We start from the raw sequence: 22,973 nt of genomic DNA, 5'->3' as shown, positions 1-22,973 counted from the left end.
TATGGCATGGATGGAAGAGATTCAAAGACAGATTCACAACAACAACGAAGCTATGAGTAACGCTTTTCCCGCTGTCATTGTTGGTATCTCTAAGCAATATCCCCCAATTGTCTCCGTCAAACCTCTGTGTCAACGTTATACAGATGGCGGTGAGAACATGGACGACACCCCAATCATCAATATTCCTGTAGCCATACAAAGAAGTGGAACATCCATCTTCTACTTCCCAATCAAGGTTGGTGATATAGGTATGTGCATTGTATCGGATAACGATGCAGAGCATTTCAAGATTGGCAATGGAAACCCTACACGGGTTAACTCCAATCGTATGAAAGATCAAATGGATTCTTTCTTTTATCCGGGGATTGGCCCTACACCTGTAATGGCTTCACAAGCTCAAAGCATGGTGTTGCCTAAAGACTTCTCTGATGTATTTATTGTGCACAATGTTGGAACTGGACAAGAGGCCAACGTCACAATCAAAGCTGATGGCAACATTGAGCTTAATAGCCAGTTCACTGTGAAGGTGACTGCTAAGGATATCAACCTAACTGCAACCAACAGCATTAGCCTCAACGCTCAATCGATGAACGTCAATGTAGCCAACACACAATGGGCAGGCCAAGCCTACGTCACTGGTGAGTTTACCGTTAACGGTATTCCTGTTTCTACACATCACCACATCGGCGTTACACCGGGTAATGGTGTGTCAGGACTGCCTATGGCATAAAATCCGGTGGTGTTTAGTCACCGGATTGTGTCACATATCATTTTTCAGGGCAAAAGTTTACGAGTGAATTGTTTGTATTCGTTGCCATCCTTTTTGATGGATCGAGCAATAAACTCTTTGTTGCCAATCTGGGCTACATAGTAAATTTTCTTAAGCTTGAGTTTAGTTGCCGCTTCAACAAGAACTGATGCGAGCCTTTTCTTGATAGCTTTGTAAGCTTCATCCTTTTCAGGGTCGGCTTTGCTATACCTAATAGTCCAAACAGTATCAACATCCTTTGTTTTAAGCCAGTTCTTGCTTTCTAAGAATTCATAGAAATCATCTCTTTGGTCTTCTGAGTCGATCAAGTCAAGAGACAGTAACACCCTAATCATTGCGGCTTCCTTTCATCGCGCATCGTTAACCGTGAAGTGCGGTGTGATCAAGATAATGGGGGTGCGACGATGGCTTTTCAATGGCTGTTCGCCATTATCGTGTTTTTTTGTGCTTTCAGTGAAAATCTGGATCGTAGCTATCAGCATTAGCGTCATCTATGGCTGACTGGGACATCCTGACACCCACTTCAACGTTAGCCCAGTCTTTGACACTCCTCGCTACACCATGAAATCCTGGAAATAGTGTTGAGCCATCTACACCAAATCGAGCACAGAGATTTAGCAGATCAGGAACTTCAGAAACTGGCATCGTTACCTTAATCAATGGGTGGTAAGCACCGGTTTTGTAGTAAATCTCTTGAACTTCTTCAAGTGCTTCCACTTGGTAGGGGTCAATAAAACTATAATCTTTGACGTTGTGTGTGGTGAATAGACCAGATTGAGCAGCTTGGTTTTTGCTTGTTCCCCCTGGAGTCCTAATAACCTTCACTGTTTCCCAATATTTGGCCTGAGATGTATCAAGTGCCCAAATGGCAATCCTGGGAAAATTCGTATCAATTTCAAGATTTGCTGATGACGCAGCAAAGTAGCACGCAACTAAGGCTCTTTCTGTCCAATCAAGCAGTCGAGTAGGTACGTCGTAGTGTTGTGCAGCAGCCATAATCTCGTAAAGGGATGCTGGGGGCCAGGGAGTGTGGGCACTCAGGAACGAGCTTATATCACTATGAAATCTGCTTTTGATCTGTTCTGTATAACCGGGAACAATCAGGCCGGACTTATCACAACCATCCAAAAACTTCTTAAGAATATCCAGCTCAAATGACACTTGCCCATTGCTTGAGGTATCAAACATCCTTCTAGGTGATCCATAGGCAAATGAACCGGGTCCACGCCTACAGATAGACGGTGTGAGCTTGTAGGTAGCATCGGGTTGCCCTCTGAAGATATACCGCCCTGTGTCCCACATCGGATTAAGAGGCGACATATAGTCGAAGAGCTGGCGGGCAGTGCTGAAGGGCTGTTCGAGTGGAGTCATCAATTCCCTAATTCCTATGCACGTTGAACATCCTCAGTGTACAGGATGCTCATTCCTGACAGCAACGTCTCAATTGCCACACCCCAAATTCCCTACAAGCCCATACAGAGCGTTTAAAGCACAGAGCTATGCAATGTCATTCCTTTGTGCTTAGACCGTCCTATGACGCAATACAGGAGCTTTCATATACATACAAGGAAAACTATTCATGCTTACAAAAGAACAATTATCTATTATCGATAAGGAGGTGAGCGATAAGGCGGACGCTTGGCTGTCTCGCAACCTCAAGTTAGCAACGCAAAAAGGCGAGACACAGCAACCCAAATCAAACAGAGGGCCTAAACCAGATATGTTAGGGAATCCATTTTATGGCTATGTAGGCACTACTACCGATTATGGCAAGTATCCAGAGTTTGCAATTGATGTTATTGAAGGGGTTGCACGCCTAGACTGGTACTCAAAGAAGGAGAGAAACATTCCTCTGTCTGTCTCTAAGCTGTGCATGATCTTAGAGAGTCAAGCAGTCGTTAGCAATCAAACGATCCAAGATCAGTTCCAGTTTGACAAGCGACATGCTCAACGATACTTCAAGGCTATTGAATTGGCTTTGCCCAGAATGATGGCTTGCCGTCCCCAAGGGCTGATTGATGAGATGTTGGGTGTTTTTCCTGAACATACTTCTGAATGGGATGACCTTGATAGTGCGTACACACCAACACCAGAAGAACTAGCAAAGCTCCATCATGACCTACGCACATTTACAGAGTATGGCTCTGAAGAGTTCTACAATGAAGTGTGGGGCATGGCTCCCGCTGATCAATACCCTAACGAGGGTGAGCCTCTTAGAAAGGCTCTTGAAGCTTCAGAGAAGGCCAGAGAGCACCCTAAGAAGGCTGTTGTACTAAGATTGTTGTCTCAGGGTATGGCTGTTGCTAGGGTGGCTAGAGAAACTGGGGTACATAGAAATACGGTCAATGCTTGGAAGAAAGCAGCCTAAAGCTACCACAAAAGTGCACATTAATAGGGACGCATTATATATAGAGGGTAAAACCCTCTTTCATGTTTCCCCGGCTACCACTTATCACCTGTCCCGTCAAAGAGAGCCATGGAATCAACGGGACAAACCTCGGGACAAACAATGTTTCAGACCTCACTGTCTGTTTAATCAGGGTTGCACTATCAATCCATAGGATTAGTGGTGTGCATGTATGCGTGCTATATGCTCTCTTTGTGACTGCACGCAACATTTTAGTCACATATTGAGGCTAGGCCAATACTGGCTGGGCCTGTGACACTTATGGAGGTTCCACACACTGGGGGTGTTGTTAAGCAAATTAATTTCTCTCTATCAAACAAAATTTCAAAAAAGTGGTAAATAATGGAAAGTGTCACCTCAAAATCACAATCCATGAACACAGTCAACCACTTTGGAAAGAATTTCTGCACAATTCTTCCTCCTGTGGTTTTCGCACCATTCAGCGTAGAGCTTCAAATAGATCCTCTCTAAAGCTGACTCCCATACAAAACACAACACATACAAACACTATCTAGGTGCATAAGGCTCTGTGGCAGGCCACAGGGAGGGACAATGCTTCTAGGGTGTGTAACCCCATACCGAAGGTATGAGAGCTTCCCTTGAGAGCTTGTAGGCGCTTCTGGTTGTTGGTATTTGATGTGTGTTGTTGTGAGTAACACTGATGGTGCGGAAAACTGCTTGAGGAGTGCTGCCCTGTGCTCAGCCACTGACAGTGCTCACTGTCGTTTTACGTTCACTCAACGGGCGTCTACCCCTGAAATATGTAAAATAATTCTTCTATTGACATATATTTGTATTGTCTGTATGTGGCCTGTCTGTCATAATCTGCACACACAAACAGATAGATGAGTGACACACAATGAGCATCCCACAAATCAAACAAAAGGTTGTTGCCTATGTCCGTGTGTCCACAGGGAAGCAGGAGGCTTCAGGGTTGGGCATTGAGGCTCAGCTTGAGTACATCCATACAGCGGCGAAAGCTCAACACTGGGAAGTGGTAGCTGTGTTCCAAGAGACGGTTTCAGGCACGAAAGCCCCAGAGCAACGCCCTGAGATGGCTAAGGCAATCGCTATGGCTCTGTCTATGAACATCCCAATCGTAGCGGCCAAGATTGACCGTATTAGTCGTGACGTTGAGCACATGGCATCCCTGATGAAGCGTGTACAGCTCAAGGTGGCAACCATGCCCCAAGCTGACAACTTTCAACTTCACCTCTTTGCAGCCTTGGCAGAGCAGGAGAGGGCATTCATCAGTCAGCGTACAAAAGACGCCCTGAAGGCTTTACAGGAGCGTGCAGACAATGGCTGTGTAGAGAGTATTGCTAAGGTGCAACGGCGTGCTCACAACCTTGTAGGAGCTAGACAGGCCAAGGCTGACATGTCTAAGGCTATTATCCCTGATGGCAGTGCACCCAAGAAGATCAGCCCCCATGTAGCGGCCCTGATGCCTCACGTTAAGGGCTTCTTGTTTGATGGTGTAAAGACCCTTCAAGGTTTGGCTGATGCACTCAACAATGCAGGACACTTCACTAGTCGTGGTGGTAGCTGGCATCCAACATCTGTGGCACGTCTAATGGACTCCCTGTCTGTCTCTTTCATGAAGTAGGGGAGATGTCAAGGAATGGTGATGTGATAGGTGTTATGTGTATGCTCTCTGCAAGCTCCTGTGATGATGTATGAGTGGCTTTGTCATATTGTTAGTATGTTGGGTATCAGTCCCTTGAGATAATGTCACAGAAAGCCTTACAGGCAGCGAGAGACACACTTTAAGAAGGGGGCTAGGATTTATTTTATAATTACGAACGTTTCTCGTTTGGGTGCTCGCTTGTTGCTTAGCAATGCTCGCTTAAATCTGTTTTTTAGATCGATACGCCCGCTCTCATTATTTTCCCAGCCACGAAATCAAACGCATAAAGCATGAGGCCGTTTCCCACGGCGGGAATTTGGAGATCGCACAGGAACCGCCCTTGGGAACTACACTGTGTTTGCAACACAACTAGGGGATGAGCTTCACGATGGCAAACAGTGACGAAGTGATGGCTGACGCATTGGAGCTGCTCCTGCTCAACCAGCATGCAATCGCTGCTGGCCTAGAGGAAGTGGCCTTGTGGATCGAGGCGAGAGGGGCTAGTGATACACACCAGAATGTTGCCACCGCGTTGGAGCAACTTGATATGAACGCCGAAGGCATCACTGCTGCAATCGACAGACTGCGTTCAGGGGCAGTGTAGGGGGAGTGGGTGTGCTTGCTTATTTTTTGTAGTGCCGCGTCAACTCACACTTCCTAAGTGGTGCCCGTCTAGCGGCGGGGGCGATTTCCTACAGGAAAAATTCTAAGCTCTTGCTCCGTTACGCTCTGATAGAATGGCCTTTTGGCATGATGGAATGGCAGCATGAAAGGGATCTGGGGAAAGGTCATTAAGGTGTCAGCCGCAACACTGGGTGCTGCTGGTGTGGCGCTGATCGCATATGTTGTTGAGCATGGAGAGTTACCTACATGGCTATCAACAGCTTTGAATGGGTTGTCAAGTTTCTTCAATGCACAAGCACCTTGGGCGTTGTGGGAGATTCTGCTGGCAGTTCTATTGCCTTGTGCAAGTTTGGGGGTTTTGATTGTTATCTTGTTGCAGAAGAACTCTGTTGATGTAGATGACTATAATGCACAGCTTGAGATATTGAGAACTACTAACGCCGCTAAGATTCGATTAGAAAAACAGGATAAGGAATTGACGGCTGAACATAGCAAGCTTTTGGCTTCGGTTGAGGCGCTAAAACTTTCAAATTCTGACTTGGTTGCACAGAATGAAGAGCTGAAAAAAGCTGTTGCGATGGTTAGCGAGGCAAAGCCTAAAGATATTGAGATCAACGACATTTGTTTGAGGGTGCTCAAAGCTATTGCGTCGCTAATTGAGCGTGATATTAGAGCGGATTTAGATAATATCGCTTCTATAGTTGGGGTTGGAAAAATACAAACTCATGTCGCTTTAGACAGTCTAATAGAAAATGGCTTGGTTTCCGCCTCAGCCAACGTTCGTGGGACACGTTATCGTTTCACTCCTCAAGGGCGTTCGTTCTATGTGAAGCTTGAAGATCAGTAACTGTTTGCTCTTCAAGTTTGATGCTTTCTTTGACTAATTGTGCGTATGCCATGAGTGCTCTGAAAAATTCTGTCATAGAGTCATGGTATGCCCCAATCCTAGCTCCTACGCCATGCTCTACGGGAAACTCGAGTAAGTCTATAAGTTTGTTTCCTTTGTGTGTCATGAAATATGAATCGATATATTCATTCAGGTTCTTCGTGTTCATATCTGACAATTGACGCGTTATGTCGCTCTTTAGCTCCTCGAAGTACTCGCTATAGCCTCCTTTGTGTGCGGTGATATGTCGGATTTTCTCGATTAACGCAAGTATCACCCTAAGATTTTTTCCGCGTTTTACCTCATGTGTCGCAAAATGTTTGGAGCAGAGCCTTAGCCGCTTCAACTGTTTGTCAGGTGTGTCCTTTCCTTTCCTTCTTGGATTGAGGTAATGATTGATGTCTGCTGATTTGCCATGTTTCCAGTCCTTTGGCTCCAGCCAAATACTGTTACGTGTCACACCACAATACGCATAGGCGCGCTCTACAAAATCCCCAAATGCCTCATAGGCTTCAGCCAGCAACCAATGATATGTCTTAAGCTTTTGAAGTTCGTTTAACTCTACCTGATCAGCTAGCATTAAAGTCTTAGACTGGTACGTAGTTTCTTCTCCTGTTGACGGAGAAGTGAAGCGGAAGTAATACCAGTGCCCCGTTTCCCTCTGGTCACTCCAGTCTGGTAGCTGTGCGTGGTATTCATGGATTCGTTTGAATTCTCTGTCATAGATATCCTTTGCTCTGTCTTTATGAATCGCAAGATCACTTATTTTTTCTAACAGTGTGCTGAATTCCGTTTCAATGTACTGAAAGTCTTTCATTGCATTCCTCTTGTCGGCGTGTTGACTGAAGGGATACATGCCCCTTCGACAGATTACGCGATTATAGGTGAAAACATACGCATCTTTGACATCGATTCGCGTCCAATGTTGGTGCTGACCGTGTTGACGCTGCTAAGCTATGTGACATAGCATGTGTCATCTGTGACAATACTGTCGATGATTTGAGGGATTCCTTATGGCTAAGATCCGTTACACAGACGAACAGAAAGAAGAGTTTGCTAAAGAGTGGATAGCCAGCGGTCAACCTATCGTTGCTTGGTTTGCTGAAGAGGATAGGCCGCACATCAACACCATGAAGCAACTTGCCATTGTGCAGGAAGAGCTAGAACGTCGTAAGGGCAACAGGGGTGGTCGTTCCACAAGCACTCAACATAGAGGCGCACAGGGTGCTCCGAGGTCTGTCATGTCTCCGTTACGTGCTCAGTTTGAAGCAGAGTATGAAGCTAACAAGGATGCTGCCTACGCTGTCTGGCTACAGACCAATCAAGAGGCCATCAAGGAGCAGTTGGTTAAGAAGGCTGAGGCTGAGCTAGCTGCTGAAATTGCCAGCCTAGCGTCAGCTCACTGACGTTAATGGCTTGGATAGACACAAGCGTTAACTGTGCAGCAGTGAAGATAGCCCGCCTAGAGCGGGTTTTTCTTTGTCTGTCACATTGTTGTGACTGTGTATTGACAGTGTGATTGTTTGTCACTATCATGTTCACACAGACAGCACGTTGTTGTCGTAACTGGAGGGATTGTTATGAGTGGTGTGAAGGTTTTGGATGATACGTTGGATGATACGTTGGATGTCAAGCTTGTGGCAGTGCTGGAAGAGTTCTACCGTGATGTCGTAGTGCCGGGTTGTGCTGAGAATGGTGCGGACCCACTCAAGACGTTTGATAGCATGCTGGGTCATGTCAAGGATGCGAAGCTAGCTGAGATTGTAGCAAGCATTCAGAGCAAAACTTGAGGTAGGAGTCAGAGTTTCAAAGCTTCACCAAGTTATCCCCGCATTGCAAACTACTGGGTGAAGATCATGTCGTAGATCAGCGCCGAGTTCCACGCCACTTGCGCATGACCCGGGCCCTTGTTCAAGCCGGCGAGCATGTCCACCCAACGGTCGAATTCGGGTTTCCAGCGACCGGCGTAATAGGTCGTGCGCTCATAATTGCGAATGCCCTCGGCGGTGACTTTCAGCTCCCGCGCATACCATTGGTCCACGGTGCGGTAGGGCACGCCCAAGGCTTTCCAGTCTTCCAGGCCAATGGGGTTGACCATCGCCAGGCGTTCGACCTGATCGGGAAACTGCAAGGCGTACCGGGTGGCGAGCATGCCGCCGGTGGAGTGACCGAGGACGATGGCCTTCTGTACGCCGAGGGCCTTGAGCAAGGCCTGGGTATTGGTTGCCAGTTGTTGGAAGCTGTACTGGTAATGCTCGGGTTTGCTTGAGGTGCAGAAACCGATCTGGTCCGCCGCGATGACCCGGTAGCCAGCCTCGCTGAGTGCCTTGATCGAATCGCCCCAGGTGGCGGCGCAGAAATTCTTGCCGTGCATCAGCACCACCGTGCGGCCATTGACGTTGCCTTGGGCCGGGACGTCCATATAGCCCATCTGCAACGATTGGCCCTGGGACTGCAAAGCGAAGTGCTTGAGGGTGTAGGGGTATTCGAAGCCCTCCAGCTGTGCTCCGTAGGCCGGGCCTTGCGGCGCAGTGGCGGCCTGGGTGAGCAGGGGCAGGGCGGCAGTGAGGAACAGGCTGGGCAACCAGCGCAGAGTGGTTCGGGACATGGTCAATCTCCTTGTGGCCGCTGCCGATCCTGGGGCGGCCTGATTATGGCGACATTAACCACAGGCAACCGAATGGTTTGAACGTTCAACCCATCCAGCCCAGCGTGGCCAGGGCGAGGACGCCATAGCGCAGGCCCTTGGCCAGGGTCACGATCAGCAGGAAGCGCCGCCACGGCTCGCCCATCACCCCCGCGACCAGGGTCAACGGGTCGCCGATGATCGGCAGCCAACTGAGCAGCAACGACCAACGACCGAAGCGCTGGTAATGGACGCGGGCCTTGTCCAGGTGGGTAGGGCTGACCGGAAACCAGCGCCGGTCCTTGAAGTGTTCCAGGCGCGTGCCCAGCCACCAGTTCACCAGCGATCCCAGAACGTTGCCGACGGTGGCGACACCCAGCAACAGCCAGGCGGCATGGCGCTCGCCGAGCAACAGGCCGACCAACAAGGCTTCCGATTGCAGCGGCAACAAGGTCGCCGCGCCGAACGCCGCCAGGAACAAGCCGATATAGGCTTGGCCCATCAGTGGGCCGGGTAATCCGCCACTACGGTTTGGGTCCCGTCTTTTTTCAGGCCGATCACCTGATAAGCGTCGCTCATGCCGTCCATTTCCATGCCGGGCGAGCCCATGGGCATGCCCGGTGCGGCCACGCCGAGCAAGTCATCGCGCTTGCTCAACGCCAGCACCTGGTCGGCCGGGACATGGCCTTCGACAAATTTGCCGTTGATTTCGGCGGTGTGGCAGGAGCGCAGGTTCGGCGCCACGCCCAGGCGTTGCTTGACCGAACTCATATCGGCTTCGACATGGTCATTGACCTTGAAACCATTGTCTTGCAGGTGCGAGATCCACTTTTTGCAGCAGCCGCAGTTGGCATCGCGGTGCACATCAATGCTGATCGGTTCGGCGGCCTGGGCCAGGGTGGTCATGAACAGAGCGCTCAAGGCAAGCAGGTGCAGGGGGTTGGCCATGAAGGAGGTCTCGTGTCGAACGGTTTGGTGCAAGGATAACAGAGTAGCGGGTACGAGCTGACGGGGGCCTGAGGCGGGAATTACAGAGTTGTCAGGTTGGGAGGCCGAATACAGTCCTGTGGGAGCGAGCTTGCTCGCGATAGCGGTTTGTCAGTCACGACCTTGCAACTGTTCCGACGCTATCGCGAGCAAGCTCGCTCCCACAGGGGATGGTGAGTTTTTAGCGCACCTTGAACCGCCCCATGATCGTATTCACCCGGCTGTTGGCTTCCAGCAGTTGTCGGGTATTGGCTTCGCTGGCCAAGCCGCTCTCCACCAGTTGCTCCACCATGTGGCGGATTTGCACCATGCTGCGATTGATCTCCTCGGTCACCGCGCTCTGTTGTTCGGCGGCCGTGGCGATCTGGGTGCTCAGGCTGTTGATCTGGCTGACGGAACCGGCCATTTCATCCAGGCCCGAGTTGACTCGGGATGTGGCATCGGCGGCCGACTGGCAACTGGCCTGGGTGTTTTCCATGGCCGCGACCGACGAGCTCACGCCTTGGGTCAGGCGTGTCAGCATTTCGTTGATTTCCGAGGTACTGGCCTGGGTGCGGGCCGCGAGGGCGCGGACTTCGTCGGCCACCACGGCAAAACCACGGCCTTGCTCACCGGCCCGGGCGGCCTCAATGGCTGCGTTGAGCGCCAGCAGGTTGGTCTGCCCGGCGATGGCGCCGATCACGCCCAGGATCTCGGTGATACGTTGGGCGTCCTGTTGCATGCTCTCGACCTTGCGGGTGGCGCTGGCCACTTCATCGATCAATGCCACCACACTGGTGGACGCCTCGCCGACCACCACCCGGGAGCGATCGGCGTGCTGGTTGGCGCGTTGGGTGAACGCGGCGGTTTCGGCGGCGTTTTGCGCAACGCTTTCAGCCGTGGAGCTCATCTGGGTGATGGCGGTCACGGTCTGGTCGGTTTCCGAAGCGTGGCGCATCAGGATTTCGCTGGTGTGGGCCGAGGTCCGCTGCAGGTCACCGAGGCTCGACGCCATGGCGCCGGTGGCCTGGGTGACTTCACCGATCATGCCTTGCAGGTAAGCGATGAAGCGGTTGACCGAATGACCGATAGCCCCCAATTCATCCTCGGCCCGGATGGTGATTCGGCGGGTCAGGTCGGCGTCGCCCGTTGACAAGGCGTCGATGTTGCCCTTGAGGATCTTCATGCGGTTGGTCAGTTGACGGATCGCGTACAACTGCATCAGTACCAGCAGGATCACCATCGGGATCTGCAGCAGGCTCAGCGTGCTCAGTACGTCGTCGCGCTGGGCGGTGATCAGGCGGGTGGGCAGTGCCGTCGCCAGGAACCACGGCGAACCTTCGATAGGACGCATGAAGAAGGTGCTGGCCTCGCCGTTGTTGTCGAACTCGACCCGTTGCAACGGCTGCTCACGCTTGGCCAGGCCCGCCTTGACCTGGGCGGCGAATGGTGAAGTGGCCGCCAGTTCGCTGATGTTTTTCAGCACGATCGACCCGTTGATGCGTGAACTGTTGCTGATGATCTTGCCGTCGCCTTCGACGATCAGCATTTCGGCGCTCAGGTCAGCTTCCTTCCGCGCCACCAGGTCGTTGAAGAAGCCCAGGGTCACGTCGATGGTGGACACGCCGTAAGGCGCGCCGTTTTTCTGAATGGCCATGGCGCAGTTGGTGCGCGGTTCGGCGCTGGCGTCGTCTTTGTACGCCGCAGCCCAGGCACATTTCCCAGGAGGGGTGGCCATGCCGCCCTTGTGCCAGGGTTGTTCGTAATAGTTGGGGGCGGCGTCACTGTTCCAGAAGGTATTGACCACCAGTTTGCCGGACGCGTCGCGGTGCCAGAACGTGCTGAATTTGCTGCGCCCCTCGGCCCGCTGGTTGGGCAACGGCCAGATCCCACCGCCGAAGACTTTCAACTCGCCGTACTGGTCCACCAGCCCCGGCAATACTTTGTCGATGGCATCGCTGTCGAGCAACGGGATGGTCTGGGTGATGCTGCGTTGCTGGGCCTGGACTTTGTTCAGTTCACCCTGGATCTGCTCGGCAACCTCGGCGATGCGGTTCAGGACCACTTGTTCTTCAGTCTGGCGCAGCTTGGGGGCGACCAGGTAACTGATGCCCACCACGGTCAGGATGGACAGCACCAAGATGAATAGAACCAGGAACAGCGTGTAGCGAGCCTGAATCGTTCGGAATGCGGGCATGGGGGGTCCTTGCACGGAGGCGTCTTTCAAGAGCAATTGGGATGATCGTACCAATTTGTATCGACTCGTTCGTGCGAAGCTTGAATGCCGTGTATCGGCGGCGTTGGCGCCCGTGGGGGAAATGATCGCCCGTAGGCGAACAGTCGGGTTGGCCTGTACCATGGGCCGTCCGCGCGCTGCCCGTCATCGCTTGAACCAGCGTCACCCCGGCGGGCTCGGGCTACAGAACGGAAACATTCAGGAAATTGGCAATGACTCATTCACAACGCTTGAAATACTCGATTCTGATCGTCCTCGTGGTCCTCGCGATCATGCTGGGCCTGTCCTGGATGCAGGGCAAGGGCATGATCAGCGAGCAGCTGTTCCAATACATCGCCATTGCAGTGGCGGTCATCGTGGTAGTGATCAACGGCGTGATGCGGCGCAAGGTCAAGTCCTGAGCACCGGCGTCAATCCTCGGCCTCGAGTACGGCCATCGCGTTGGGATGCAGCCGGTAGCTTTTATCGGGGTTGAGGGTCACGACGCCCTCGCTGCACAGGCGCTTCAACACCTCGCGCACGCTGAGAAAGGACAACGGAATGTCCAGTCCCAATAACTGGCTGTGCACGCCACGTACACCCAGGCAACGGTTTTCGTGAGCGGCCTTGAGCAGCGCGTCGATGACTTTGAGGCGAATCAGGCTGGTCCTGAGCCCGAAGCTCTTGAGCAGGCGCCTGATGTGATCATTGCCACCGCGCTCTGGCAGCCTGTCGAATTCACGGTGGGTGGCGTTCAGCGAGATGCCGGTCGGCCTTGGCTTGCCCTCCATGGGCAGTTGCGCGTTACGCATGCAGAAACTCCTTACCAGCCTGATCAGAAAAGGTCACGAATACTCTCCTGTTATAGGACGAACGAGGACGCGCAATCATGAGGGCCGTGATGTGAAAAAAATGCCCGTGCTTCGTCAAACCCCCGTGTTCAAGCGGTGCCAGGCTATTAATTTTTTTTCATCCGGTTCGTTTTCAAGGGAGGCACATTCCGGTCCAGCACGCGGCGTGTGATGTCCCAGGCGGCCGAGTGCTTGTCTATCGGCGCAGCGGTAGCCGTCCTGGTTTCTGAAGTTTTCATCAGGAGTGAACGTGAGAATGTCCGGGCAGTTATCGAGGGTTGGCCTTGCAGGCGCTTTTCTGGGGATCGCGCTCGGGCTCAGCCCCGTGGTCAATGCGCAGGACGATGGGACACAGGCCAGTGCCGAGATCCGGCGCACCCGTTTCGGCGTGCCGCATATCCGGGCTCAGGACGAACGAGGGCTGGGTTATGGCATCGGTTATGCCTACGCCCAGGACAATCTGTGCCTGCTGGCCAATGAGATCGTCACGGTCAATGCCCAGCGCTCGCGTTATTTCGGGCCCGAGCAGGTGACCGTCGAACAGCGGCAGAACCGCGTCAGCGATCTGTTTTTCAGCTGGCTCAACACGCCGCAAGCGGTTTCCGGGTTCTGGCAGGCCCAGACGCCTCAAGTGCAGCAACTGGTCGAGGGGTATGTGGCGGGCTACAACCGTGTGTTGGCCGAGCGCAAGGCCAAGGGCTTGCCCGAGCAGTGCGCCAGCGAGTGGGTACGGCCGATCACCGCACTGGACCTGGTCAAGTTGACCCGTCGGTTGTTGGTGGAAGGTGGCGTCGGCCAGTTCGCCGAAGCCCTGGCTGGCGCGCAGCCGCCCCAGGCGACGGCACTCGCCGCTGCCCCGGCCGCCCATTTCGCCGCCGCCGCGACCCGTCAGCAGCGGTTTGCCCTGGACCGCGGCAGCAATGCGCTGGCCATCGGCAGTGAGCGTTCGTTCAACGGTCGTGGGATGTTGCTGGCGAACCCGCATTTTCCGTGGGTAGGCGGCATGCGTTTCTACCAGATGCACCTGACCATCCCCGGCAAGCTGGACGTCATGGGGGCGGCGCTGCCAGGCTTGCCGATGATCAACATCGGTTTCAGCCAGCACCTGGCCTGGACCCACACCGTCGACAGTTCAAAACATTTCACCCTGTACCGTCTGCAACTCGACCCGAAGGACCCGACTCGCTACTTGCTCGATGGCAAGTCCGTACCGATGAGCCAACAGGCGGTCACGGTGGACATCAAGCAACCCGACGGCCAGGTGCAGAGGGTTTCTCGCGTGGTCTATGGCTCTGAGTTCGGCCCGGTCGTGCAGTGGCCTGGCCGGCTGGACTGGGACAACCGATTCGCCTACAGCCTGCGGGATGCGAACCTGGAAAACGATCGGGTACTGGCCCAGTGGTACGCCATGAACAAGGCGGTCACGCTCAAGGATCTGCAGGACGCCGTCCATGAGATCCAGGGCATTCCCTGGGTCAATACCCTGGCGGTGGACGACCAGGGACAAAGCCTCTACATGAATGTGTCGGTGGTGCCGAACGTCGATGCCGACAAATTGGCCCGGTGCAGCGATCCCAGGGCCGGGTTGCAACTGATCGTGCTGGATGGCGCGCGCAGTGAATGTGCCTGGGACAACGATTCCAAGGCGGCGCAGAAGGGCATCTATGCCGCCGACAAGCTCCCGCAACTGCTGCGCCGCGATTATGTGCAGAACGCCAACGACTCGGCCTGGATGGTCAACCCCGCGCAGCCCTTGTCCGGTTATTCCCCGTTGATCAGCCAGCACGGCCAGCCGCTAGGCCTGCGGGCGCGTTTTGCGCTGGAACGGATGGGCCAATTGGCCAAGGGCGGGCCGGTGAAGGTCGAGGATTTGCAGCGCATGGTCATGGACGATCAGGTTTACCTGGCTGACCAGGTGATGCCGGACCTGCTAGGGGTTTGCACCGGTGATCTGGGGGCCGATGCTGCGGCAATGAGCGAGGCCTGTGCCAGCCTCAAGGCTTGGGATCGCAAGGCAGGTTTGAATAGCGGCCTGGGGTTCGTGCATTTCCAGCAGATCATGGCGCGACTGCAAGCGGTGCCCGATTCGTGGCGCGTGGCGTTCGACCCCAAGGACCCGCAACACACCCCGCGTGGCCTGGCGACCGAGCGACCGCCCGTGCTCAAGGCCGTGCGCGAAGCCATGCTGGCTTCGGTGGCGGCGGTGAAGGCTTCCGGGTTATCGAAGGACAGTCGATGGCAGGACGTCCAGGTGAGCAGCAGTGGCAGCCGACAGACACCGATCCACGGTGGTCCCGGGGAGTTGGGCATCTATAACGCGATCCAGAGCGTGCCGGGGGCGAACGGCAAGCGGGAAGTGGTCAGCGGTACCAGCTACCTGCAAGTGGTGACGTTTGACGGTAAAGGGCCGCAAGCCCAGGGGTTGCTGGCGTTCTCCATTTCCAGCGATCCCGCCTCGCCTTATTCGGCCGACCAGACCCAGGCGTTTTCGCAGAAACAGTGGAGCGCGCTGCCATTCACCGAACAGCAGATCAAGGCCGATCCGGACTATCAGGCCGTGACTATCCGTGAACGTGAAGAGGCGGGCAGGGTGGCGACGCACTAACGGCTTTTGTACTTGTACACGAAGGCGGCACATTCGGCATTTCAGTGACCGGCACACCGCCTTCGCGAGCAGGCTCGCTCCCACAGAAAGCTTTCAGTGTGTGGCCGGACGTTGCCCGATGGAATTGAGGACCGGGTTGCCGTCCTTGTTCCGGGTCAGGTAGACCGGCAGGACTTTCGGCAACGAAGCCACGAGGTTCTGCACTTCGCGGACGTTGTAGACGCCGCCGACTCGCAAGTCGCCAGTGCTGTTGTCAGCCAGCATCACGGGACGGTCGAGGTAGCGGTTGATCAGTGGCAGTGCGTCGCTGAGGGCGAGGTTGTCCAGCACCAGTTTGCCGTTGCGCCATGCCAGCGAGCTGTCATTGGGGTCTGTCTCACGGACTTGGGGCTGATGGTCACCCGTCTTGTAGCTCGCTTGCATGCCCGGCGAGAGTTGCAGGCCATCGTGGGTGAATGCCTGGTTGCTGGTGACCCTGACCGAACCTTCAACCAGGGTGACCCGTACCTGGTCTTGATACATCCACACGTTGAAACGCGTACCGGTCACACGCACCTGACCCTGGCCGGCACGCACGACAAACGGATGCTGTTTGTCATGACTGACATCAAAAAACGCCTCGCCCTTTTCCAGGGTAACCCGGCGCTCGTTCTTGTAGTTGGCGAAGGTCAGTTCGCTGCCCAGGTTGAGTTCTACCTGGCTGCCGTCACTCAAGATGACATGGCGCATGCTCGTGCCGGCTTCGAATCGTTGGTAGGAATTGGCAATCCAGCCCAGGTTCCACCCGGTGTAGGCGGCCAGGGGCAGGCCCATGACAAATACCGCGGCGGCGACGGCCAGCCGGCTCCAGCGCGACCGTGGCCTGGTCGCTGGAGTAGCGGGCGCTGGCTCGACGCGCGGCAGATGATCGGCAACCTCCCAGATATCCCGCATGGCTTCGTATTCGAACGCATGCAGGGGATCGGCATCGTGCCACTGCTTGAACGCCTGCCGTTCGGCATCGGTGCAGTCGTCGGCATGCAGACGCATGCACCAATGGGCAGCGGCATCGGTAATGGCGTCGTATTCGGCTTCCGAGAGGGTATGTTCGGTCATTGATTCATCCTGGTTTGCAGCATTCTAACCTTCGGCATGAGCTGCCGAGAACTGCCATCATGGCGTTTGCGCATCAATGAGCCTGTTTTTTTGCTCAACCACCTGCCATGGCCTAGCGTTGCATACCTCGCGTGAAAAAAAGATCAACACGCCCTTTGTGCGGATCACCACACGGCCAGTTACCGGGAGGGACTCGCGTCGAGTTGCCGCCCTAATTCACAAATCAATAGCGTGATCGAGTCGGCGTTGCGAAGTATGACGTCGATGCGCTTGTCCGGCAAAATCGGATCCAGAAAATCGTCGCGAGCGTGCTCCATGGTTTTGGCGCCGGTTATCTTCAAGATCTCCTGGGTTGTCTCCTTGTATAACGGCAGCAACTCCACCTTCTTGTAAGTGTTGTCGGTGCTGTCCCATTGTGTGAACAGTTTTGATTTTGGAGTGGTCGACGAAAGCCCATTGGCTTGCAGGTCCTTTTGCTTGTCGTAGTGCACTTGCCCCAGATAAGTCGCCGTTGAGATCAGGTCGAGGAAGGGCAGTGCCGCGTCCAGATAGATGATGTCGAGGGTATTGAACAACTGATGGGAAACTTCATGGATGAAGGTCGCACCCTGGGCATGGGCATCGACATTAAAGGTATCGGGCACGGCGGTCTTGTACCAATCCAGTCCCATGTCGAAGAAAAACTGCGTGATGTAGATTCTTCCAACGGCGGCCGGTTCGAGCACGAATGCAGTCGCTCTGTCCTCCAGGTGTTTGAGGTGGCCGACAACGATGCGGTTCGCATTTTGCAATTCCCAGGACGGGTCGGCCAATGCCTGGCATATCGGTGAGATCGCAGTCTCTATTTTGCTCAGAAGACGGGCATCGACGTGGCTGACACCAAAAAACGATTTAAGGTACCTGTCCAGTCGAGAGCCCGGAAGAACCTGTCGCTTGAGTTGATGGAGGTTGTGAAGGGCATTGAACGAGTAGAACCGCGCGGTCTCCAGTGCCTGCACGATTGCATTGGCTCGATGGGGATATTTGCGGCGTATCTCAGCCATGCCTCGCGCTTCAATATTCAATGACCCCTTGGCTTTGAAGTCGCTATAGGTGATGGCCATCTTCGACCCGGCCTTGCCAAAGCGGATGGTCTGGCGTTGGGGGGCGATTACCCATGTCCGGCCATCAGGGGACTTCTTCAATAACGGCCCCTCGCCGTGTTCATGGATGATTCGCCAGGCTGGGCCGGCTTTTGCCACTTGAAAGACTTTGCCGGCCAGGGGGATATAGAACTTGCTGGTTTCCACGGCCTTGTAGGTGCCGTCCGCCAGGTTTTCTTGCAGGGTCGACAGGCTGACGCCCATGGCCTCGAAGACGCCCAGGTCGGTACGCAGTTGGCCGGTGCAAGCGATGTCCTTCCAGTTGAGCGCCGACGGGGCACTAGGCAATGCCGGTTCAACGGGGTCGAGCAGGCCGAATGTATCGTCGCGATTGAGCATGCCCAGCGACACCATCTCGGCGGCGCCGGCAATGAAGTTGTGCACGCCGGTTTTCCAGTCATCCGCTTGCAGGGCCTCGGAAGACGCCTTGAAGTCCTGGTAGCTTTCCCACAGCGTCTCTATGAACGTCAGTTTGCCCGGTAGCTGTCTTCCCACTAACCGGATGCCCGAACTGAACAGGTGCAGGACGGTGCTCCAATCGAATGGGCGCTTGTCCTGTGCCTGCGAGTCCAACAGCTCCGCTAGCAACCTGGTGTTGTCGTCGAACAGCGTGTCGAACAGGTTCGTACGAATAGGGGTGGAGCCCAGGGTGATTTCCGAAAGATGCCCGAGTGTCGAGGCGAACAGGTTCTTGAAGATGGCTTGCTGGCCCCCGGGAAGCCGGCGAATCAGCAGATCCTGAAGCGCACCGGGCGTGTTGAATGCCGCGACCACGCTCGCTTCGTCCTTGAACTCGGTGAAGCAATGGCCTGAGTGATAAGGGGCATATAGCACCAGCGGGCTGGTTGCCGGGGCGTTCGAACTCACCAGGTAAAGCCCGAGGGCCTTGACCGCCGCAGCACCGCTGGTCTTGATCAGCTCCACTGGGCGAAACAGCGCGCTGGCGCCTTCAACCGCGCTGCGCGCGATGGCGTCCGGCATGTCCAGTACCTGGCGAATCAGGTCGAACGCCTGGCTGGAGAGATGTTGCTGCAGATGCCGGGCGTGAGCGTGTTGCAGCAGTTGCCAGGGCAGTTGTTGGCGGAACCGCCGTCGCCTTTGCAAGACCTGCGTGGTGGAGCCTGAAAGCTTGTCCACCACCTGCGTTCTATAGGTGGTGACAATATCCAATGACGATAATAGTTGCCTGACCGCCGTCTCGTTCAACCCCTCCGGCAGTGCGCGCGTGGAGGTTGACGAAACCTTGAATCCATTTCGGGTCACCTCGATATGATTCAAGGCAAAGTCGGTCAAGGCGCTGGCCGGCCCCACGACCGCAAGGTTGGGTGTGATCTGGAGGGTGTCGGGGTCGAGGTTTTTCCCGGGGAAGCGTGCGTCCAGTAACGCTTTGAGCTTGTTATGCACGTAGGTGCGTAGTGGCTCGATACCGTCCAGGTAGTCCTTGGCATCGGCGTCGACCACGCTGTTCTTGTATTGCTCGAGCAATTCGATATGCAGCCGTTGATCCTCCAGGGTCGCCGTGCCGAGCCAAGCGGGGAGTTTCTGTTGTCGCCTGTTGGCTTGGGCGATGGCCACGGCGCGCTTCAGGTTGGTGGGCGCGCCTTGGTTCTGCAAGGCGTCGACACTGTTTCGCAACGCAGTCCCGCTCAGTGTCCAATGCCCGGCTTTCAATGTGCTCAAGTAGCTGTGCTCGTCCTTGAACCGTTGGATGAACGAATTCATTCGATCCACCAGCACATTGTCCTCCAGCAGCTCATACGCCTGGAGTTGATAGCGGCCATGGGGCTTACGCTGGGCGGGCGCCAGGTTCGAGAGCCAGGTAAAACGCTTTCGAGTGTCAAGCAGGCTTTTGTTCAGTTGCGCCGTGGCCAGGTCGACGCTCGCGAACGCCTGTAGACCGCCGGTGGGGGACCACAGGATGGCCATGCCGGAATAGGGGGTGTCCAGGCCGCCGCGCTCGGTCAGCAGGAAACAATTGGGCAGGGGCAGGGACGCGGTGTTGCCTTCGGCGCGGTAGGCCAGCGTCAGGGAGTAGACATCCGGTCGAAAGCCTTTGATGCTCTGGCGCTGCGTGCGGTCCGGGTAGTCTGCATCGTAGGCGAAAACGTTCCTGATCAAGTCATGTGTGGCGGCTGGCAGCGTTCCGTCAAGCTCCCTGAGCTCGGCCTCGGCACGCAGGCCCAGTGAAAAAACGTTGGTCAGTGCCGGCAGCAGGTTGTTCAGTCCACTGTGCAGCGAAGGGGTGTTGGTGGATGGCAGGTTGATGAATCGGGTGTGGAACGTGTCTTCGACGTCGGTGTAGCTCCTGATCTTCCTCTCCAACTGGTCGGCCCTGAAGTTGGACGGTCGCAGGTTGCCATAAAACGCCGGTCGCGTGCCCCAATGCCCATCGGTTTTCTGATCCAGCAGGCTTTTGTTGATCAAGGTGCGTATGTCCAGCGCCTTGTCGAGGAGCGAATGGAGGTTGACGTCGCCCTGGCGGGACATTTCCAGCGCGTAGTGAAGATTGTCCAACTGCTTGGCAATGATCCTGTCAGCCAGGGATTCGGCCACCGGCAAGTTCAACGATTCGCCCGACACGTGTGGTTGGTCGAAGCGCAGGAAACGGTTGCGTTCCTCCAGGCTCAAGAGGTTGTAGAGGGCTTGCCCGGGCTTGGCGCTGGCGCGGGTATCGAGCAGCGCATCCTTGAAACCCAGGTAGTTGGCGACTTTCTGCAGGCCGTGGCTGGGGGTGTAGAGGTAATGATCCTTGCCGCTGATCATCAACGAGCCCGCCAGTTCGACGAAACGCGGCGCATATTCCCAGAGGCGAATCGCTTCGATGAACAGCAGTGGCTCGTCCCGGCGCGAAGGCCTGAACAGTCGAAGCAGCTCCTGGCCTTGGGCTTCGGTCAGTTGTCCTTTTTCGCGCTCGATCAGGATCGCTGCCCCCAGTGCGTCGCGAATGACGCGGGCAAGAAGCTGGCGGCGCGATAGGTGGAAGGGGCTGTTCGCCTCCCAGTAGGCGTTGATGCATTGGCTGAGTAGGGGGATCAGGTTCCTGGCCGTGGCCTTGATGATCCCTTCCCATTGCTGCGCTGTGTGCGCACTCGTGCCGGGGTGAGTCAGGTCGACGTCATGCCCGACAGGCCAGCCCTGATTGTGGAAGTAAACCAGCACGGCGTCGCTCAGCGGAATGCTTTCAGTGACCGGGATTGCAAGGGGGGCGCCCAGCGGGACGCCCTTGCGCAGGGCTACACGGACCTGTCGTTGATCGAAGTCGGGCAGTCGCTCGCTCAGGGTCTGGTCCAGCATCGAGGTGAGTGTGGGCAGTTTGATCAGCTCATTCACCATGGCCAGGGCGTTGAGGCGCTGGGCGTATTCGATGGACGCTATCTGCGCCTTGAAAACGTCTTCGTTGATGAGCTGGCGGGTTTGGGTGATGTCGGTGGTGCTGTTCAGTTCGCTGCGCTGGGCAATCGACAGGTAGCGAAACAGTTCGTCGCGCCCCGCGGTGTCCTGCAGCATCTCATCGATCTTGTTTTCGAGGGCCTGTGGGTCGTTGAATTTGCTGAGTCCCTTGTCCGGTGTGTAAAGGAACGCGGGCTTGAGGACGGTTGCGTCGCTATCGGCCAGGGCTTTGAGGACAAAGCAGCCGGCCAATGGGATCGGCGCCTTGTTCTCGGCTTGGAGCAACACCGTTTCGGCGGACATCGGTGGCGTTTGCGCTGCACGTTGGGCATGGCTGGGCAGGGCGACGTGATGTAGCCAGTCGAGGTCGGCCTGGGTCAGCCCATGGGGCGCGGTCAAGTCGTCCAGGCGAGTGGCGTTCAAGACCTCGGGGAATCGCAGTGGCGTGGTTTCTGTGGGCATCGTTGCTTCTCGATCAAGGCGCCGCAAGGCGGCGCGAATGGGGCGCAAGCGGCCAGACTAGGCAACGATGGATGGGCAAGGGTGGTACATAGTTACTGCACGCCGGGCTTCTTTGATCTGCGGTGGGGAAGGATTGACAGTGCGCGCCTGAAACAGTGTTTAATCACCGGGCGGGTCCTTTACGCTGTTGCTACCTCCAACAATCATTCCGGAGCTTCAGATGTCTGCGCCATCCGATCATGCCGCTTCTTGCACCCTGTCCTTCGATGCTCTGGTGAGCTTGCTGGAGAAGATTTTCCTGCGTCATGGCACTTCGAGCGAAGTCGCCCGGTGCCTGGCTGAAAACTGCGCGGGGGCCGAGCGCGACGGAGCCCATAGCCATGGGGTGTTTCGCCTTCCCGGTTATGTCTCGACATTGAACAGCGGCTGGGTCAACGGCAAGGCCGTGCCAGTGGTCGAAGACGTGGCGTCAGGGTTCGTCGCGGTGGACGCCGGTAACGGCTTTGCCCAGCCAGCCCTGGCGGCGGCGCGTCCATTGCTGGTGGAAAAGGCCCGCAGCGCCGGGATCGCGGTCCTGGCCATTCGCAACTCCCATCACTTCGCGGCGCTCTGGCCGGATGTCGAGCCGTTTGCCTATGAGGGCCTGGTGGCGTTGAGCGTGGTCAACAGCATGACGTGCGTGGTGCCCCATGGCGCGGACCGTCCGTTGTTCGGCACCAACCCCATTGCCTTCGCCGCGCCACGGGCCGACGGTGAGCCGATTGTCTTCGACCTGGCCACCAGCGCCATCGCCCACGGCGATGTGCAGATTGCCGCGCGCAAGGGGGAGTTGTTGCCGCCGGGCATGGGCGTGGACAGCCTCGGCCAACCGACCCGCGACCCCAAGGCGATTCTAGAAGGCGGCGCGCTCCTGCCGTTTGGCGGACACAAGGGCTCGGCGCTGTCGATGATGGTCGAGTTACTGGCAGCGGCCCTGACCGGGGGTAACTTTTCCTTCGAGTTCGACTGGAGCAATCATCCGGGAGCCAAGACGCCGTGGACCGGCCAGCTGTTGATCGTGATCGACCCCAGCAAGGCCGCCGGACAAGACTTCGCCGAGCGCAGCCGGGAACTGGTCAGACAGATGCATGGCGTCGGGCTGCGACGGTTGCCGGGCGACCGTCGTCATCGCGAGCGCAGCAAGGCCAACGAGCAGGGGATTACCTTGGACGAGCAAACGGTGGCGCATCTGCGGGAACTGGCGGGCATCTGACCTGCTTGCGGTGGCAGCCAGCGTGGTTGCCGCCGGCCTTGCGCCTGGCCCTATTA

The 22,973-nt window shown here is 55.8% G+C and carries 19 protein-coding genes and 1 pseudogene; 10 read left to right on the top strand and 10 right to left on the bottom strand.

What is annotated here, in order from left to right; translation table 11 throughout:
• Position 1 precedes the first annotated feature (1 nt).
• Positions 2-730 (top strand): Gp138 family membrane-puncturing spike protein, encoded by a 729-nt coding sequence (locus tag ACMTA2_RS18740; RefSeq protein ID WP_413791206.1) that lies wholly within the window; start codon positions 2-4, stop codon positions 728-730.
• 44 nt (positions 731-774) lie between these two features.
• Here ACMTA2_RS18740 and ACMTA2_RS18735 read toward each other — a convergent pair whose 3' ends face one another.
• Together ACMTA2_RS18735 and ACMTA2_RS18730 are read right to left on the bottom strand one after the other, a co-directional pair.
• The gene (locus ACMTA2_RS18735) at positions 775-1,104 is read right to left on the bottom strand and encodes a hypothetical protein (RefSeq protein ID WP_413791205.1); all 330 of its coding nucleotides are present in this window, start codon (positions 1,102-1,104) and stop codon (positions 775-777) included.
• 115 nt (positions 1,105-1,219) lie between these two features.
• Positions 1,220-2,071: an FRG domain-containing protein gene (locus ACMTA2_RS18730; protein WP_413795688.1), complete on the bottom strand. Its 852-nt coding sequence runs from the start codon at positions 2,069-2,071 to the stop codon at positions 1,220-1,222.
• Between the two features lie 277 nt (positions 2,072-2,348).
• On the opposite strand from ACMTA2_RS18730, the gene ACMTA2_RS18725 reads away from it, so the two are divergent.
• From ACMTA2_RS18725 to ACMTA2_RS18710, 4 genes are all read left to right on the top strand, one after another.
• The gene (locus ACMTA2_RS18725; protein WP_413791204.1) at positions 2,349-3,137 is read left to right on the top strand and encodes a helix-turn-helix domain-containing protein; all 789 of its coding nucleotides are present in this window, start codon (positions 2,349-2,351) and stop codon (positions 3,135-3,137) included.
• Between the two features lie 898 nt (positions 3,138-4,035).
• Entirely contained in the window at positions 4,036-4,782 is a 747-nt protein-coding gene (locus ACMTA2_RS18720; RefSeq protein WP_413791203.1) for a recombinase family protein, read from the top strand.
• Positions 4,783-5,191: 409 nt separating this feature from the next.
• A complete protein-coding gene (locus ACMTA2_RS18715; RefSeq protein ID WP_413791202.1) occupies positions 5,192-5,407 on the top strand; it encodes a hypothetical protein in 216 nt (71 codons plus the stop codon).
• A gap of 162 nt (positions 5,408-5,569) precedes the next feature.
• A complete protein-coding gene (locus ACMTA2_RS18710) occupies positions 5,570-6,274 on the top strand; it encodes a hypothetical protein (protein WP_413791201.1) in 705 nt (234 codons plus the stop codon).
• On the opposite strand, the gene ACMTA2_RS18705 is transcribed toward ACMTA2_RS18710, so the two are convergent.
• Entirely contained in the window at positions 6,228-7,130 is a 903-nt protein-coding gene (locus tag ACMTA2_RS18705) for a hypothetical protein (RefSeq protein WP_413791200.1), read from the bottom strand. The genes ACMTA2_RS18710 and ACMTA2_RS18705 overlap by 47 nt on opposite strands.
• 196 nt (positions 7,131-7,326) lie before the next feature.
• Here ACMTA2_RS18705 and ACMTA2_RS18700 point away from each other — a divergent pair, with 196 nt between their 5' ends.
• Complete coding sequence (locus ACMTA2_RS18700; RefSeq protein ID WP_413791199.1) at positions 7,327-7,719, top strand: hypothetical protein; 393 nt, start codon at positions 7,327-7,329, stop codon at positions 7,717-7,719.
• 174 nt (positions 7,720-7,893) lie between these two features.
• A complete protein-coding gene (locus ACMTA2_RS18695; RefSeq protein ID WP_413791198.1) occupies positions 7,894-8,103 on the top strand; it encodes a hypothetical protein in 210 nt (69 codons plus the stop codon).
• Positions 8,104-8,156: 53 nt separating this feature from the next.
• Here the strand turns inward: ACMTA2_RS18695 and ACMTA2_RS18690 are convergent.
• From ACMTA2_RS18690 to ACMTA2_RS18675, 4 genes and pseudogenes are all read right to left on the bottom strand, one after another.
• Positions 8,157-8,921, bottom strand: a pseudogene (locus ACMTA2_RS18690) (alpha/beta fold hydrolase); the annotation flags it as partial.
• 85 nt (positions 8,922-9,006) lie between these two features.
• Positions 9,007-9,441: a YqaA family protein gene (locus ACMTA2_RS18685; protein WP_413791197.1), complete on the bottom strand. Its 435-nt coding sequence runs from the start codon at positions 9,439-9,441 to the stop codon at positions 9,007-9,009.
• Positions 9,441-9,887, bottom strand: a complete 447-nt coding sequence (locus ACMTA2_RS18680; protein ID WP_413791196.1) for a DUF411 domain-containing protein — start codon at positions 9,885-9,887, stop codon at positions 9,441-9,443. The genes ACMTA2_RS18685 and ACMTA2_RS18680 overlap by 1 nt, the downstream gene beginning before the upstream one ends.
• Before the next feature lie 220 nt (positions 9,888-10,107).
• Entirely contained in the window at positions 10,108-12,102 is a 1,995-nt protein-coding gene (locus ACMTA2_RS18675) for a methyl-accepting chemotaxis protein (protein WP_413791195.1), read from the bottom strand.
• 251 nt (positions 12,103-12,353) lie between these two features.
• Here ACMTA2_RS18675 and ACMTA2_RS18670 point away from each other — a divergent pair, with 251 nt between their 5' ends.
• Positions 12,354-12,542 carry a hypothetical protein gene (locus ACMTA2_RS18670; protein ID WP_003202135.1) on the top strand — a complete coding sequence of 63 codons (189 nt, stop codon included), beginning with the start codon at positions 12,354-12,356 and terminating at the stop codon, positions 12,540-12,542.
• 9 nt (positions 12,543-12,551) lie between these two features.
• Here the strand turns inward: ACMTA2_RS18670 and ACMTA2_RS18665 are convergent, their stop codons facing one another.
• Positions 12,552-12,932, bottom strand: a complete 381-nt coding sequence (locus tag ACMTA2_RS18665) for a fe2+ zn2+ uptake regulation protein (protein ID WP_413791194.1) — start codon at positions 12,930-12,932, stop codon at positions 12,552-12,554.
• Positions 12,933-13,227: 295 nt separating this feature from the next.
• On the opposite strand from ACMTA2_RS18665, the gene pvdQ reads away from it, so the two are divergent.
• Entirely contained in the window at positions 13,228-15,576 is a 2,349-nt protein-coding gene (gene pvdQ / locus ACMTA2_RS18660; RefSeq protein WP_413791193.1) for a bifunctional acylase PvdQ, read from the top strand.
• A gap of 93 nt (positions 15,577-15,669) precedes the next feature.
• Here pvdQ and ACMTA2_RS18655 read toward each other — a convergent pair whose 3' ends face one another.
• Together ACMTA2_RS18655 and ACMTA2_RS18650 are read right to left on the bottom strand one after the other, a co-directional pair.
• The gene (locus ACMTA2_RS18655; RefSeq protein ID WP_413791192.1) at positions 15,670-16,671 is read right to left on the bottom strand and encodes a FecR family protein; all 1,002 of its coding nucleotides are present in this window, start codon (positions 16,669-16,671) and stop codon (positions 15,670-15,672) included.
• A 179-nt stretch (positions 16,672-16,850) separates the two neighbouring features.
• A complete protein-coding gene (locus ACMTA2_RS18650; protein ID WP_413791191.1) occupies positions 16,851-21,665 on the bottom strand; it encodes a dermonecrotic toxin domain-containing protein in 4,815 nt (1,604 codons plus the stop codon).
• 220 nt (positions 21,666-21,885) lie between these two features.
• Between ACMTA2_RS18650 and ACMTA2_RS18645 the strand changes: the two genes are divergently transcribed.
• Positions 21,886-22,917, top strand: a complete 1,032-nt coding sequence (locus ACMTA2_RS18645; protein ID WP_413791190.1) for an Ldh family oxidoreductase — start codon at positions 21,886-21,888, stop codon at positions 22,915-22,917.
• Positions 22,918-22,973: the final 56 nt, after the last annotated feature.

The sequence above is a fragment of the Pseudomonas medicaginis genome, from assembly GCF_965119365.1.
In the GTDB taxonomy this organism is placed as follows: Bacteria; Pseudomonadota; Gammaproteobacteria; order Pseudomonadales; family Pseudomonadaceae; genus Aquipseudomonas.
This window is presented reverse-complemented; position numbering and strand designations above follow the sequence as displayed.

Bases quoted from the DNA above. Each gene is read 5' to 3' on its own strand.
- ACMTA2_RS18740 (WP_413791206.1), top strand. From the start codon at position 2: ATGGCATGGATGGAAGAGATTCAAAGACAGATTCACAACAACAACGAA.
- ACMTA2_RS18735 (WP_413791205.1), bottom strand. From the start codon at position 1,104: ATGATTAGGGTGTTACTGTCTCTTGACTTGATCGACTCAGAAGACCAA.
- ACMTA2_RS18730 (WP_413795688.1), bottom strand. From the start codon at position 2,071: ATGTGGGACACAGGGCGGTATATCTTCAGAGGGCAACCCGATGCTACC.
- ACMTA2_RS18725 (WP_413791204.1), top strand. From the start codon at position 2,349: ATGCTTACAAAAGAACAATTATCTATTATCGATAAGGAGGTGAGCGAT.
- ACMTA2_RS18720 (WP_413791203.1), top strand. From the start codon at position 4,036: ATGAGCATCCCACAAATCAAACAAAAGGTTGTTGCCTATGTCCGTGTG.
- ACMTA2_RS18715 (WP_413791202.1), top strand. From the start codon at position 5,192: ATGGCAAACAGTGACGAAGTGATGGCTGACGCATTGGAGCTGCTCCTG.
- ACMTA2_RS18710 (WP_413791201.1), top strand. From the start codon at position 5,570: ATGAAAGGGATCTGGGGAAAGGTCATTAAGGTGTCAGCCGCAACACTG.
- ACMTA2_RS18705 (WP_413791200.1), bottom strand. From the start codon at position 7,130: ATGAAAGACTTTCAGTACATTGAAACGGAATTCAGCACACTGTTAGAA.
- ACMTA2_RS18700 (WP_413791199.1), top strand. From the start codon at position 7,327: ATGGCTAAGATCCGTTACACAGACGAACAGAAAGAAGAGTTTGCTAAA.
- ACMTA2_RS18695 (WP_413791198.1), top strand. From the start codon at position 7,894: ATGAGTGGTGTGAAGGTTTTGGATGATACGTTGGATGATACGTTGGAT.
- ACMTA2_RS18685 (WP_413791197.1), bottom strand. From the start codon at position 9,441: ATGGGCCAAGCCTATATCGGCTTGTTCCTGGCGGCGTTCGGCGCGGCG.
- ACMTA2_RS18680 (WP_413791196.1), bottom strand. From the start codon at position 9,887: ATGGCCAACCCCCTGCACCTGCTTGCCTTGAGCGCTCTGTTCATGACC.
- ACMTA2_RS18675 (WP_413791195.1), bottom strand. From the start codon at position 12,102: ATGCCCGCATTCCGAACGATTCAGGCTCGCTACACGCTGTTCCTGGTT.
- ACMTA2_RS18670 (WP_003202135.1), top strand. From the start codon at position 12,354: ATGACTCATTCACAACGCTTGAAATACTCGATTCTGATCGTCCTCGTG.
- ACMTA2_RS18665 (WP_413791194.1), bottom strand. From the start codon at position 12,932: ATGCGTAACGCGCAACTGCCCATGGAGGGCAAGCCAAGGCCGACCGGC.
- pvdQ (WP_413791193.1), top strand. From the start codon at position 13,228: ATGTCCGGGCAGTTATCGAGGGTTGGCCTTGCAGGCGCTTTTCTGGGG.
- ACMTA2_RS18655 (WP_413791192.1), bottom strand. From the start codon at position 16,671: ATGACCGAACATACCCTCTCGGAAGCCGAATACGACGCCATTACCGAT.
- ACMTA2_RS18650 (WP_413791191.1), bottom strand. From the start codon at position 21,665: ATGCCCACAGAAACCACGCCACTGCGATTCCCCGAGGTCTTGAACGCC.
- ACMTA2_RS18645 (WP_413791190.1), top strand. From the start codon at position 21,886: ATGTCTGCGCCATCCGATCATGCCGCTTCTTGCACCCTGTCCTTCGAT.